This is a genomic window from Bacillus sp. MT94 (genome assembly GCF_058792475.1).
Map to the genome: position 1 here is coordinate 421,961 of NZ_JBXAEZ010000004.1, position 15,209 is coordinate 437,169.

The following is a 15,209-nucleotide window of genomic DNA, read 5'->3' on the forward strand; positions in this document are numbered from 1 at the left end:
TCTCTCTATTATTTTTTGGAAGGAAAAAGCGTAGGAAAATACCTACGCTTTCGTCCCTACTTCGTTAACATACGAGAAATTACAAGCCTCTGAATCTCTTGTGTTCCTTCGTATATTTGTGTAATCTTTGCATCTCGCATATAACGCTCTACTGGATAATCTTTCGTATAACCGTAACCACCAAATACTTGCACCGCTTCAGTCGTCACCTTCATCGCTGTATCCCCTGCAAATACTTTTGACATCGCTGATTCTTTTCCATACGGAAGCCCTTCTGATTCAAGCCAAGCCGCTTGATATGTTAAAAGGCGTGCCGCTTCTACATCTGTTGCCATATCCGCAAGTTTAAAGCCAATCCCTTGCTGCGCCGCAATTGGTTTTCCAAATTGATGGCGCTCCCTTGCATATTCTACAGAAGCATCTAAAGCCCCTTGTGCAATACCAACAGCTTGCGCCGCAATACCGTTACGACCTCCATCTAATGTTTGCATCGCAACTTTAAATCCTTGCCCCTCTTCTCCAAGTAGATTCTCTACCGGAATACGGCAATCTTCAAACATAATTTCAGTCGTTGGTGAAGAGCGAATCCCTAGCTTGCTCTCCTTCTTCCCAACTGAAAATCCCGGTGTATCACTTTCTACAATAAATGCACTCGTACCGCGCTGCTTCGATTCAGGATCAGTTAGCGCAAAAACAACATAAATATCAGCAATACCGCCATTTGTAATGAAAATTTTTGATCCATTTAAAATATAATGGTCGCCATCTCTTTTTGCGATTGTCTTCATTCCACCAGCATCCGATCCAGATCCTGGCTCCGTTAAGCCGTATGCACCAATTTTCTTCCCTTCAGCCATCGGTCGTAAAAACTTTTGCTTTTGTTCTTCTGTCCCAAATTTAAAAATTGGCCATCCCGCAAGTGAAGTATGCGCAGATAGTGTTACACCTGTTGAAGCACAAACTCGAGATAATTCTTCAATCGCAATTACATACGCTAAGTAATCGCTTCCAATTCCGCCGTACTCTTCGGGCCATGGAATACCGGTTAAACCAAGCTCTGCCATTTGATCAAATAACTCTCGATCAAATCGCTCTTCCTCATCACGCTCAGCTGCTGTTGGTGCTACTTCATTTTTAGCAAAATCTCGAACCATTTTTCTTATCATTTCATGTTCTTCTGATAGTTTAAAATGCATCTCCGTCTCCCCCTCGCCCTTTTATAAAGCACGGCTAATAACAAGTTTCTGTATTTCACTTGTTCCTTCATATATTTGCGTGATCTTCGCATCACGGAAAAATCGTTCTACTGGATATTCTTTCGTATAACCGTAACCACCAAATACTTGCACCGCCTCAATCGCGACTTCAACCGCTGTCTTAGAAGCAAATAATTTCGCAATAGATGCTTCTTTACCGCATGGTAATCCTTGTGCCCTAAGAGACGCCGCTCTATATACGAGTAACCTTGCTGCTTCGACACTTGTTGCCATATCTGCAAGCTTGAAGCCAATCCCTTGCTGCGCCGCAATTGGTTTCCCAAATTGTTCTCGTTCTTTTGCATAATCAATCGCACATGCAAGCGCCGCTTCAGCAATTCCTAACGCCTGTGCACCGATTCCAATTCGCCCAACATCTAAATTCGCCATCGCCACCTTGAATCCTTGTCCTTCTTCCCCAAGTAAATTCTCCGCTGGCACTTTCATATCTTCAAAAGTAAGTTGTACTGTACGAGAACCGAGGAGCCCCATCTTATGTTCATCTTTTCCGATGATTAAACCAGGTGTATCTTTCTCTACTATAAATGCAGAAATACCACTTTTCCCTGCCTCTGGATTTGTAGAAGCGAATACAATGTATGTACTTGCTTCACCACCATTTGTAATAAACACTTTCGATCCATTAATAATATAATGATTGCCTTTTTTGACAGCTCTTGATTTCAAACTCCCTGCATCTGATCCTGCATTTGGCTCTGTTAAAGCAAATGCGCCTAAATATTCCCCGGTTGCAAGTTTAGAAACATATTTTTTCTTCTGTTCTTCTGTTCCGAAATATAAAATCGGATTCATTCCAACTGACGTATGTACAGCTAAAATTACACCAACTGTTGCACTTACCTTTGAGATTTCCTCAATGGCTAGAATATAAGAAATAAAATCCATTTCTGCCCCGCCGTATTTTGCAGGCGCTGGAATACCCATTAATCCAAGCTCACCCATCTTTTGCAAAATCTCTTTCGGGAACACCCCTTGTTCCATACTAGGAACAAAGGGAGCAATTTCCTTCTGTGCAAAATCCCGAACCATTTTCCTCATCATTTGCTGCTCTTCATTAAAACGAAAGTTCATATATTCCGCCTCCATTTGCTATATATCCTTTAAATAATTTGGTAAGACCACTATTTTGTAACAAAAGGGGCATTTATTCGTAAACGTAGAATCCACGACCTGTTTTACGCCCTAACCATCCTGCATTTACATACTTACGTAATAACGGACATGGGCGATATTTACTATCTCCTAATCCTTCATGCAACACTTCCATAATGTATAAACACGTATCTAAACCGATAAAATCAGCGAGTGTCAAAGGCCCCATCGGATGGTTCATACCAAGCTTCATGACCTCATCAATTGCTTCTTTCGTCGCTACACCTTCGTATAACGTATAAATTGCTTCGTTAATCATCGGTAGCAAAATGCGGTTTGATACAAAACCTGGGAAATCATTTACTTCAACTGGCACTTTCCCAATTTTTTTCGTAATATCTTCAATTGCTTTATATACTGCATCATCTGTAGCCAAACCACGAATAATCTCAACAAGCTTCATAACTGGAACTGGATTCATAAAGTGCATGCCGATTACTTTTTCCGGACGCTTCGTTACCGCTGCAATTTCTGTAATTGGCAGAGATGACGTATTTGTCGCTAAAATTGCGTGTTCTGGAGCAATTTCATCTAGATTCGCAAAGATTTTCTTTTTAATATCCATTTTCTCAACAGCTGCTTCAATAATAAGATCCGCTTCTTTCACACAATCTAAATCAAGCGTTACTGTAAGACGATTTAATGTCGCTTCCTTCTCTTCTTCCTTCATGCGTCCTTTTTCTACTTGGCGCGCTAAGTTTTTCGTAATGATAGCCAATCCTCTATCTAATTGCTCTTGTTTTAAATCTTGTACCTTCACGTCATATCCTGCCATTGCACATACTTGTGCAATTCCTGATCCCATTTGCCCTGCACCAATTACAACAATGTTTTGTACACCCATTTTTTCTTCCCCCTTAATTGTTAATAAATTTTATACCCTCGAACTTTAATTAGTGAACTTCAATCATCACTGCGTCCCCTTGACCGCCACCGCTACAAATCGATGCAATTCCAATTCCGCCGCCGCGCTGCTTAAGTGCATGGATTAGCGTAACGATAATGCGCGCTCCGCTTGCTCCAATTGGATGGCCCATCGCTACCGCGCCGCCATTTACATTCAATTTTTCTGGATCAATTCCTGCGATTTCTGTACTTGCAATTGCTACCGCTGCAAATGCTTCATTAATCTCGAATAAATCGATGTCTTCAATTGTCTTGCCTGTTTTTTCAAGCAATGCGTTAATTGCATAACCTGGCGTTCTTGGGAAATCTTTAGATTCCACTGCAATTGCTGTATGCGCCAAAATTGTCGCTAATGGCTTTCTTCCTTCTTGCTTCGCTCTGTCTTCGCTCATTAACACAAGTGCGGCACCACCATCGTTTAGTCCTGGCGCATTACCAGCTGTCACTGCCGCTGTCTTATCAAATACAGGTTTTAACTTTGCTAACTTTTCAATCGTTGTATCTTCACGTGGCGCCTCATCCTTTGCAACAACAATAGGATCACCTTTTCTTTGCGGGATCGTTACTGGTACGATTTCCTCTTCAAAACGTCCTTCTTTATGCGCTGAAACCGCACGCTGATGGCTACGATATGCCCATTCATCTTGCGCTTCGCGAGAAATTCCATCTTCCTTCGCAACTTCTCCGCCATAAACACCCATGTGTGTACCTGAAAATGCGCATGTTAAACCGTCAGCAACGTTTAAATCAATAACTTCGTTGTTGCCCATTCTGTATCCCCATCTTGCTCCGCGTAAAATGTAAGGAGTGTTACTCATCGACTCCATACCGCCAGCTACAATCAGTGATTGATCGCCAGTACGAATAATTTGATCCGCTAACGTAACCGCACGAAGTCCTGATGCACAAACTTTATTCACTGTTTCCGTCTGCACTTCCCAAGGGATTCCAGCAGCCCTTGCAGCTTGACGCGATGGAATTTGCCCCTGCCCCCCCTGAATAACCGTTCCAAATATAACTTCTTCAACATCACTAGCCGCAACATTTGCTCTTTCAAGCGCTGCTTTAATTGCAATTCCTCCAAGTTCCGTCGCTTTTACATCTTTTAAAGATCCTCCAAATTTTCCAACTGGTGTTCTTGCAGCACTTAAAATAACTGTTTTACTCATGTTTCTTTCCCCCATTTCTTTTTTTAACACTGAGCGCTCGCTCGGTATCCCTACGTTGAGAAGAGGTGCAATCATTGCACCTCTTTCTAAAGTTGTATACATTCTTATAAACTACATCGCTTCTTTTTTCTGTCCGATAACAGATCGTTCTAAAATCTCTGTCACATCAAGAGTTTGAACTTTCTCTTCTACCTCTTTCGCTTTCGTTCCATCACTGATCATCGTTAAGCAATATGGACAACCTGTACCGATAATGGATGGCTGTACAGCTAATGCTTGTTCTGTACGAGCAACGTTAATACGAGAACCTGTTGTTTCTTCCATCCACATTAAGCCACCACCTGCGCCACAGCACATTCCAGTTTCACGGTTACGTGCCATTTCTACAAGATTCACTCCAGGAATCGCTTTCAAAATATCACGTGGCGCTTCGTACACTTCGTTGTATCTTCCTAAATAACAGGAATCATGGTACGTAACTGTTTCTTCAATAGCGTGAACAGGCTTTAAGCGTCCTTCTTTCACCCACTGAGCTAACAATTCTGTATGATGATAGACTTCTGCTTGCAAGCCAAAGTCCGGATACTCATTTTTAAATGTGTTATAAGCATGAGGATCAATCGTAACGATTTTCTTCACTCCTGCCTTTTCAAATTCTTCGATATTCTTTGTCGCCATCTCTTGGAATACAAATTCATTTCCAAGGCGGCGTGGTGTATCTCCAGAATTCTTTTCTTTATTACCGAGAATTGCGAATGAAATGCCTGCTTCGTTCATTAACTTCGCAAACGATATCGCAATCTTCTGACTACGATTGTCGTATGATCCCATTGAACCAACCCAGAATAAATACTCGAATTCCTCCCCAGCTTTTGATTTTTCTTTTACAGTTGGAACTGTTACTTCGTCATCACCTTGGCGCCATGTTTCACGCTCTTTACGGTTCAGACCCCACGGATTCCCTTGACGCTCGATATTTGTCATCGCGCGTTGTGCTTCCGCGTCCATTTTTCCTTCTGTTAAAACGAGATATCGACGTAAATCAATAATTTTGTCAACATGCTCATTCATAACTGGACATTGATCTTCACAGTTACGACACGTTGTACATGCCCAAATCTCTTCTTCTGTAATAACATCTCCGATTAAACTCGGATCGTAAGCGAGAGTTGTAGCCGCTGATTCTTGTTGTCCTTTTCCAGCTGCCATCATCGCTAACTGATTTCCTTGTGTATTATTAAAGGCAACTACTGGAACCCACGGTGCTTTTGATGTTACCGCAGCTCCTTTATCAGTTAAATGATCACGAAGTTTTAAAATTAAGTCCATCGGCGATAACATTTTTCCTGTTCCTGTTGCCGGACACATATTTGTACAACGACCACACTCTACACAAGCGTATAAGTCAATAAGTTGATTTTGTCTAAAGTCTTCAATTTTACCAACACCAAATGTTTCTTGCGTTTCATCTTCAAAATCAATCTTTTCAAGCTTCCCTGGGTTTGAAAGACGACCGAAGAATACATTAGCTGGTCCCGCAATTAAATGCGCATGTTTTGATTGTGGAACATAGACTAAAAACGTTAACAAAATTAGTAAATGCACCCACCAAGAAAAATAGAACACTGAAATGGCTACGGTTTCATTTATCCCGCTAAAAACGTAAGCGATTGCAGAAGCGATTGGTTCACTCCATGAAAGCTCCTCGCCATGCCATATAAGTCCCATACCGTTACCAAGTAGCACAGAAATCATTAAGCCACCGATAAAGATAAGAACAAGACCTGATTTGAAGTTACGTTTTAAACGAACAAGCTTTTCTACATAACGTCTATGAAAAGCCCAAAATACTGCAATTAAAATAACAAGTGTGACAATTTCCTGGAAGAATGTAAATGCAGGGTATAGTGGTCCAAGTGGAAGATGTGATCCTGGTGCGAGTCCTTTCCAAACGAAGTCAATTGCTCCAAATTGGACAAGAATAAATCCGTAAAAGAACATAACGTGAATGATGCCGCTTTTCTTATCTTTCAGCAGCTTTTTCTGACCGAAAACATTGACCTTAAGGAGATCCCAACGCTCTTTAAAACGACGGTCAAATTCAATTTTTTTTCCTAATTGTATGTAGGCCATTCTCGTCCGTATAAGATATACAAACAAATATCCTGCATAAGCAATAACAGCAATGGCAGCCAGCCAATTAATGATCAGTAAGCTATTCATTTTTATGCTACCCCTCTCTTTGTAAGCCCTCTTTCTTTTTTTGAATCTTCAAAAATATATAATTTTCTGAATTATATCCCCTATCCCCATTATATAATGAGTGAGCATTCAGTCAACAGTTTTTTGTTATAGAACAACACATTTTTTCATAAAGCTGTTTATTTCGGTGAAACTATAAAGTGAAACTTTAATCAGTAGGGGTGGTTCATCCCCCACTGATTATTAGTTGAACCAATCGGGATTTTACGGGCAGTTGATTTCCAAACTAACTTCTACTTATTCATCAGTTTTTGAGGTGAGAAGCTTACTGCCCGTTAAAGCGGGGTAAAGTGAAACTTTAATCAGTGCAACATACTATCATCTGATGAAATTTATAATAACAGCCGTGCTACCCGTATCATTTGTAACACACTGAAGGTGAAAAGAATGCGAAGGAGGGAATTCACTGATGCTCTACTTATCTCTTTTGTTAATATCCGTTGCTCTTTGGATTATAATTGATCTTTCATACGGGAGATTTCTTCATTTAAAACGGGTAAGCTCTCGCACTTTCCCTTTACGTCAAAGTGATTTTCACCTTTATACATACGGGAAAGATTTATATGACGCTTTATTTACTGATATAAAACAAGCACAGCACCATATTCATATTTTATTTTTCATTGTAAAAAATGATAAAATCAGTCGCGAATTTTTAAAGTTGTTGATTGATAAGGCTCAGGAAGGAATTGAAGTACGACTTTTACTTGATCGATTTGGCAGCCATTATTTATCAAACGAAGCTATTCGCTCCCTGCGAAAACACGGTGTATCTTTTTCATTTTGTCATAAGGTAAAATTTCCTCTGCCTTTCTTTTCTGCTAATCAAAGAAACCATAGAAAAATTACAGTGATTGATGGGAAAACTGGCTATATCGGGGGATTTAATATCGGCGAAGAGTATCTGGGGCATAATGAATATTTAGGATTATGGCGAGACTATCATTTACGTCTTACAGGAGAAGGGGTTCAAGATTTACAAAAGCAATTTTTGCATGACTGGTTTGATGATACGAAACAGAATTTATTGGATGCTTCTCTTTATTTTCCAAAACAAAACCCAGGTACCATACTGCATCAATTTATTCCGACTGATGGTGCTTATTTACAGCATACTTTTTTACATTTAATTAACGGAGCAAAAAAAGAAATCTGTATCGGTACACCATATTTCATTCCTGGAAAAAAAATTATGAATGCCTTATTAAAAGCAAGAGAAAGAGGGGTTCAAATCACAATTCTTGTTCCAGAAAAAGCTGATCACCCTCTCGTTCGAGAAGCAAAATTCCCGTACTGCCGAAAATTAATACAGGCTGGTTGCAATATTTATGCATTTCAACAAGGTTTTTTTCACGCCAAAATTATTATAGTGGATGATGATATTTGTGATATCGGAACAGCAAACTTTGATATGAGAAGTTTATATATTAACCATGAAATAAACTGCCTGTTATATAGTAAACATTTCGTTCAAACAGTAAAAAATAAATTCCATAAAGACCTAAAGAATGCATCCATACTTTCCTATAGCGATGTAAACCCAACTTCTCTTATCGATAGAGGAAAGGAATGGATTGGAACAATGCTTGCTTTCTTTTTATAGGAAAGACAATGAATAAAAGAGGTGTATCTTATATGATTATGCGGTTTGGATATGTCTCACATGCAATGGCACTCTGGGACTGTTCTCCTGCCAAAACAATGACGTTTACAAGCTTTAAGAAACTCAGCAAGCAAGAGCGAGAAGACAAACTGTACCATGTTATAAGGCAAAATTTAGAGCACACAATACGTATCCTACATTACAATATAGCGCATGAAATCCCACTATATCGCCTATCGTCTTCAATCGTCCCACTTGCAACACATCCCGAAGTCGAGTTTGACTATATTGGGGTATTCACACCACTTTGGCGTAAAATAGGAGCTTTAATTAAAGAACACAATTTACGAATAAGTTTTCATCCAAATCAATTTACGCTATTTACAAGCGACAAGCCACATATTACTACTAACGCTATTACGGATATGACTTATCATTATAAAGTATTAGATGCTATAGGCATTGCAGATTCCTCTTACATTAATATTCATGTAGGTGGAGCCTATGGAAATAAAGAAAAGGCAATTGAGCGCTTCCATGAAAACATAAAAAAACTTCCTGCACATATAAAAAAACAAATGACTCTTGAAAACGATGATAAAACATATACAACTTCTGAAACTTTATCAATTTGCCAAAAAGAAAATATCCCATTTGTATTTGATTATCATCATCATATGGCCAATCTTTGCGAGGAACCACTAGAAGAGTTGCTTCCTGCAATTTTTGAAACTTGGTCACATACAAATATCTCTCCTAAAGTTCACATTTCCTCTCCGAGATCGGAAAAAGAATTTAGGGCTCATGCTGAATATATCGATTTAGAGTTTATCAAACCCTTCTTACACGTTGCAAAAAAAAACAATCATAATTTCGATATTATGATTGAAAGTAAACAAAAAGACTTAGCACTATTCCAATTAATAGATGAACTTTCTGCTATAAGAGGAATTAAAAGAATAAGTGGTGCAAAGTTACAGTGGTAAATTGTAACTTTGCACCATTTTTTCAAAAAAGTAATTTTTATAGTAAAAAACATCCTATTTTATATGCTATTATTTAAATTAGCATTCCCCCGAGATTCAACTTTATTGAAACGGAGTCATAATATGATTAGTCAAAAAAAGTATGTACAATTTGTCATAATATACATATCTATATTTGCTCTTTGGATACTCTTTATTCCAAATGAGTCGCATATAAAGGAAATTGGGATTCTTTTCTTATTCTGTTTCGCTGCACTTTTTTCTTGCCACTGTTTATATAAAGCTATTAAGAAAATGAAACGCAGTGATAAACTATTTTGGATTTTATTACTATGTACTTGCCTATGTGGATTAGTTATGGAGATAACCCTATTTCTTAGTTCACTTTCCATACATGATCAATCTATATTTTCATATAAAGCATTGCCTTTTTTTATCATACAATATATTTTGCTCTTTGTTGGATTTGCTATAAAGTTTATAAAGAATTACTCTATTAAGGGGCTTTCGCAATTTTCATTCGATAGCATCTTTATTATTATTATGAACATTTATTTCACCTTAACTTTTATCTTAGATCTTTCAAGTTTCCGCATGTTAACAAAGGATACTTGGATTTTAATTGGGTATTTCATTGCACAATCATTAGTAATTTACGCCGTTATTAGCCTATATAGAAGAGAACAATATTCTTCTAGTAGAATCGCATTAATTATTGGTTTCACTATTATACTCGTATACGGTTATATTCATCTATTTCAATTGAATTTTGGGATGAAAACTTCTGCTGAAATTAATTATTTAATACACACTGCTTCTATTTTATTAATTGGACTTTCTTCCATACTATATATTTTAGATAAACCAATGCAGCATGAAACGAAAGCAAAATATTATCGATTCGATTATGTACGTTTTATACTACCTTATTTTAGTATAATTATTACTTTTTCTTTTATTATCATTCAACCTTGGGATGATAAGTTCATGTTAATCGGTCTCGTATTATCACTTATTTTGTTATTCTTGCGGCAACTTTACATGTGGAAAGATAATCAAGCACTAATCCATACATATGAACAGTTGACTACACAACTAGAGGATGAAGTTGAAGAAGGTGCATTTGCATTATCAAAAAGTGAACAACGTTATAAATCTTTATTCGAGGACCATCCCGATGCCGTTTTCTCTTTAAATATGAATGGCATTTTTCAACAATCTAATAAGGCATGCGAAAGCTTATTTACTGCCTATTATTGCGAAGTGGCAAGCTATTCTCTGGTACACTTCATTGATTCAAAAGACCACGAACTACTAAAGAAGGCTTTACAAATTACAAAGGAAGGTAGGCCACAAACGTTAGAAGTTCGTACAAAAGAACAAGAAGGCTATTATTATTATCTCCATATTACACTTATCCCTACTTTTATAAACAAAGAAGTGGTCGGAATGTTTGGGATAGCTCGTGATATCACCACTTTATATGAAAAACAAAAACAAGTAGAACATTTAGCCTTTCACGACGCACTTACTGGATTACCAAATCGCCGAAAGTTCGAAAAAGATTTAAAAGCCACTTTAAATACAGCTCAAACTAACGCCAATGATGTCGCCGTCATATTTCTTGATTTAGATCGATTTAAAAAAATTAACGATAGACTTGGTCATGACGTCGGAGATTTATTATTAATTGAAGTAGCAAAAAGATTACGCGGTTGCTTGCGTTCAAAAGATGTCGTCGCTCGCCAAGGTGGAGATGAGTTTACAATTCTATTACCAGAAATGTACTCAGAAAAAAGTGCAATTTTTATAGCTGAACAGATTTTAACTATTTTAAACAAACCATTCTTCATTCAAGGCGAAGAACTCTCTATTACACCAAGTATCGGAATTGCGATGTACCCTGATTATGGAACTGATGTAAATGAGTTAATGAAAAATGCTGATATGGCTATGTACCGTGCGAAAGCAAATGGAAAAAACAGATTTGTTTTCTTCTCAAAAGAAATGAGTATCGCTCAAAATGAAATTCAATTCTTAGAAGGTGAACTTTCAAAAGCATTACAACAAAATGAATTTTTCCTTGAATACCAGCCACAAGTAAGCACAAAAACAAAACAAATTATCGGTTTTGAAGCATTAATACGTTGGAAGCATCCAAAACTCGGTATCGTATCTCCGGCCCAATTTATCCCCCTAGCAGAGGAAACTGGTTTTATTATTGAACTTGGTAATTGGATTTTACGTACTGCCTGTTTAGAGGCAAAAAGATGGCATAATCAAGGTTTTTCTCACTTAAAAGTTGGTGTGAATTTATCTGTTGTTCAATTTAACCATGCAGATTTAATCCCAACTATTTCAAAGGTGTTGGAAGAAACAGAACTGAAACCAGAAGCACTAGATATTGAAATTACGGAAAGCATCGCAATTAATCAAAATCAATCTGTAGTTGCAAAACTAGAACAACTTCAAAATCTCGGTATTCAAATTTCAATCGATGACTTTGGAACTGGTTATAGTTCTTTAGCTTATTTAACAAAATATCCAATCAACACATTAAAAATTGCTCGAGAGTTTATTTGTGGAATTACAACTAGTCCTTTAGAAGAAGCAATTGTCTCTTCCATTATTACACTATCAAAAGAATTAAATTTAGAAGTGATTGCAGAAGGTGTAGAAACAGAAGAAGAATGGGAATTTTTACATAAACAAAATTGTGATCACATTCAAGGATTCTTTATTAGCAAACCTGTTTCTAGTAAAGACGTTTGGATGTTACTCCATAAAAAAACAACCGTCTAAATAAGGCGGTTGTTTTTTAAAACTCAAAAGGTAAATCTGCAGCTACTTGTACCTCTTGATCATTATGAGAAATTATTTGACTTTTCTCTAATGCTGTATCACCTAATGAAATACCCCATGCCATTGCTAACGTTAATAAACTACCAATAAGTAATTTCTTCATATTCCATCACCCACATTTTTTACTTTTAATATATCATGAAAATTTATTCACATTGTATGCAATTATGCATATCCACTTTTTAGGTTGTTTATCTGCTGATTTTATTTACAAGCGCTTCTTTATATGCATGCATTTCTAATATATCAAAAAAGAAACTTGCCTTCTTATATGCATCTTCAATCTCTGCCTCTTCATACTCCAACTTCCTTAGGCATTCACCTCTTTGATAATATAGCTGTCCAATTAATGCCATACTATTAATTCGGCATGATATTTCAATCGCTTTATTTACTTGATAAAGTGATTCTTCATATCGATTATCTAAGTATAATGCTTTTGCATGATTATACCTTACCTTTACGTCAAATTCTTCATTATCATGCAATGCCTCTAATTGTTTTAATATTTGTTCAAATAAATCAATACCCTTCTTCAAATAGCCATTTTCAGCATAAATGTTTGCAATTGCGTTTTCAATATAAAGATTCTGATATACATCTATTCCTGTCAATTGTTGATTGAGCAATTTCTTTAATTCTAAAATACAATATTCGTAATCGACTTTTTTCAATACGTAAGCAGCTACATAATATTGCCATTGAAGAAATTGCTGGAATTCAGGATGATATTCTTCCTTTTTCAGCTCATTCCATACTTTATTATAAATTTCTTTATATCTTTTTTGCTTACAAAGCATAATGACTTGATCTTTAAACTGTTTTTTTCTTTCAATATCCGAATAAATGAGTACCTCATAAAAATGAATAATGGGAATTTGTAATTTTGCTGCAATACCTTGCAATATATCCATACTTGGGTATACTGCACCCGATTCAATTCTGCTTACTTCCGATTGATGACATATGTTCTCGGATAACTGTTTTTGTGTTAATCCTCTCAACACTCTAATTTTCTTAATTTCACTTCCTAATTTCTCTGCTTGCATACTTACTCACCATCCCATTATAACAATCTAATTTTTTAAGTTGTCATACCACTACAATAATGTGAATTCGACAATTTTTGATATGAAATAATGCATAATATATATAAAATTCGGCAAATTTTTCATACAATTCATCTCACATATAATAATAGATTAGGAGTGTTATAGATGAATTATAGAAAACTTGCCAGTGCTTTCGTTACATTCGGTCTTCTTTATCCTTTATCAACAGAAGCTATTCATGCTCAAAAATTGGACAAAAGTGAAGTAAAAGTTGAAATCGCTCAGCCTGGTTTAACAATCGGGAAATTAACACAACCTCAAAATGATACGAAAGAAAATATTGCTAAAAAATATTTAAAAGGTGAGGTAAATGGGGCTAAAGCTCAACAAGAACAAGTCACTACTGAAAAAAATGTAGATTTCCAACCTACAAATAAAGAAACCAAAGAAAATCAAACCGAAGTTCGCCTTGCACAAACATATAAAAACTATAAAGTATATGGCCAAGATCTCATTGTAAAAGTAGATAAAAATGGAGTGATCACAACTGTTAGTGGTAAAGTTGTTCAAAATTTAAATCAACAACCTAATCTTACTATAACAAATTTTTTGTCGAAAAATGAAGTGAAATCTAAATTACGCGATATAGTTCAAATTCCAAGTGATGCAGCTGAGACGGAATTCTCTAGCGAAACCGTTGTTTATAAGAAAAAAGATGGCTATTATACATTCGCAACTGTTATTACATTTACTTATGAAAACAATGAACAAATTATAAACGGCAATGCTATCGTTGATCTAAAAACTGGCGAAGTACTTTTCCAAGAAAAATTCATAAAAAACAAAGAGAACAAGACTATAAATCAAATAACATCACCTAGATTATCCCCTGCAAGTGAGCAAGGAACTGGGAAAAATGCACTTCAAGAAAACATCTCTTTCAATATTGCCAAAGGAACTGATGGAAAATTTTATTTAGCCGATTTATCACGCGGAAATGGTATTTATATTTATAATGCAAACTACGCCGATTCCCTCGGGGGATATAGTCAAGCTGGTTATCCAGGGACACTAATTTCAAGTAGTACTCCTAATTTTGCAGATAAAGAAGCCGCGGGCGCTATGAAGAACATGAGTGATATTTATGATTACTTTAAGAAAGAACATAATCTAAAAAGTTACGACAATAAAGATTCAAAAGTTGTTGCTAGTGTACACGGTTTTGATTCTACTGAAGTTAGTGATGGTTTAAAAGAAGACTATGTAAATGCATTTTGGCATCCTGCTTGGAACCAAATGGTATTTGGTGATGGTTTAGACGGAAAACTAACATCAGCTCTTGATGTAACAGCTCATGAATTTGGACATGCTGTATTCAGTGGCACGACGAAAAATAAAGTCGTGAGATATCCAAGCGCTGAAACATCTGCACTAAACGAGGGATTAGCAGATTTCTGGGGTACACAAATCGAATATTACGTAAAGAAAGATAAAGGAAACTGGATTATGGGCGATACATTAGGTGGCCTAACAATTCGTGATATCCCAAGGGAAATTGGTGACGGCGGCCATAAACTATATACAAATTTACAAGATTTCTATAACGATGGTAATAATCAAGAATCACACGTAAATTCTGGTATTATTAGTCACGTATTATATCAATTAGCTGAAGGTAAAACATATAACGGTGTTGCTGTTCAAAAACAAGGTAATGAAAAAGTAAGTAAAGTTGTTATGCGTGCATTGCAAAATTACGCAACTTCCGCTGAAGACTTTGAATCACTTCAATCTCACATCGTACAAGCTGCAAAAGATCTATATGGCACTGCCGTATCAAATGAATTTGCAAAGGCATTTGAAGCACATGGTTACAAGTCATTACAAAAAGTAAATCAAGTAATAGAAGTAAAATAAGTATAAAAAGAAGGTCACCTCTC

11 protein-coding genes are annotated in these 15,209 nt (G+C 36.5%); 4 read left to right on the forward strand and 7 right to left on the reverse strand.

The window, feature by feature from the left end; genetic code table 11:
• Window positions 1-56 precede the first annotated feature (56 nt).
• The 5 genes from acdA to AC1Q51_RS17375 all read right to left on the reverse strand — a co-directional run bounded on the left by acdA (window position 57) and on the right by AC1Q51_RS17375 (window position 6,727).
• Window positions 57-1,196, reverse strand: coding sequence for an acyl-CoA dehydrogenase AcdA (gene acdA, locus AC1Q51_RS17355; protein ID WP_000545543.1), 1,140 nt, complete (start codon window positions 1,194-1,196; stop codon window positions 57-59).
• Window positions 1,197-1,217: 21 nt separating this feature from the next.
• A complete protein-coding gene (locus tag AC1Q51_RS17360) occupies window positions 1,218-2,348 on the reverse strand; it encodes an acyl-CoA dehydrogenase (RefSeq protein ID WP_090978285.1) in 1,131 nt (376 codons plus the stop codon).
• A gap of 73 nt (window positions 2,349-2,421) precedes the next feature.
• The gene (locus tag AC1Q51_RS17365; RefSeq protein WP_097924462.1) at window positions 2,422-3,273 is read right to left on the reverse strand and encodes a 3-hydroxybutyryl-CoA dehydrogenase; all 852 of its coding nucleotides are present in this window, start codon (window positions 3,271-3,273) and stop codon (window positions 2,422-2,424) included.
• Window positions 3,274-3,322: 49 nt separating this feature from the next.
• Window positions 3,323-4,606: an acetyl-CoA C-acetyltransferase gene (locus tag AC1Q51_RS17370; RefSeq protein ID WP_110496632.1), complete on the reverse strand. Its 1,284-nt coding sequence runs from the start codon at window positions 4,604-4,606 to the stop codon at window positions 3,323-3,325.
• A gap of 9 nt (window positions 4,607-4,615) precedes the next feature.
• Window positions 4,616-6,727, reverse strand: a complete 2,112-nt coding sequence (locus tag AC1Q51_RS17375) for a (Fe-S)-binding protein (RefSeq protein WP_001086772.1) — start codon at window positions 6,725-6,727, stop codon at window positions 4,616-4,618.
• 448 nt (window positions 6,728-7,175) lie between these two features.
• On the opposite strand from AC1Q51_RS17375, the gene cls reads away from it, so the two are divergent.
• From cls to AC1Q51_RS17390, 3 genes are all read left to right on the forward strand, one after another.
• Window positions 7,176-8,369 carry a cardiolipin synthase gene (gene cls / locus AC1Q51_RS17380; protein ID WP_492331619.1) on the forward strand — a complete coding sequence of 398 codons (1,194 nt, stop codon included), beginning with the start codon at window positions 7,176-7,178 and terminating at the stop codon, window positions 8,367-8,369.
• A gap of 32 nt (window positions 8,370-8,401) precedes the next feature.
• Window positions 8,402-9,355: a UV DNA damage repair endonuclease UvsE gene (uvsE, locus tag AC1Q51_RS17385; protein WP_100910598.1), complete on the forward strand. Its 954-nt coding sequence runs from the start codon at window positions 8,402-8,404 to the stop codon at window positions 9,353-9,355.
• Between the two features lie 123 nt (window positions 9,356-9,478).
• Entirely contained in the window at window positions 9,479-12,157 is a 2,679-nt protein-coding gene (locus AC1Q51_RS17390) for a DUF4084 domain-containing protein (RefSeq protein WP_090978291.1), read from the forward strand.
• 16 nt (window positions 12,158-12,173) lie between these two features.
• On the opposite strand, the gene AC1Q51_RS17395 is transcribed toward AC1Q51_RS17390, so the two are convergent.
• Window positions 12,174-12,320, reverse strand: a complete 147-nt coding sequence (locus tag AC1Q51_RS17395) for a quorum-sensing peptide PapR (protein ID WP_016079631.1) — start codon at window positions 12,318-12,320, stop codon at window positions 12,174-12,176.
• An 88-nt stretch (window positions 12,321-12,408) separates the two neighbouring features.
• Complete coding sequence (locus tag AC1Q51_RS17400) at window positions 12,409-13,266, reverse strand: helix-turn-helix domain-containing protein (protein WP_090978293.1); 858 nt, start codon at window positions 13,264-13,266, stop codon at window positions 12,409-12,411.
• A 168-nt stretch (window positions 13,267-13,434) separates the two neighbouring features.
• On the opposite strand from AC1Q51_RS17400, the gene AC1Q51_RS17405 reads away from it, so the two are divergent.
• Window positions 13,435-15,186 (forward strand): M4 family metallopeptidase, encoded by a 1,752-nt coding sequence (locus AC1Q51_RS17405; protein ID WP_090978295.1) that lies wholly within the window; start codon window positions 13,435-13,437, stop codon window positions 15,184-15,186.
• Window positions 15,187-15,209 lie beyond the last annotated feature (23 nt).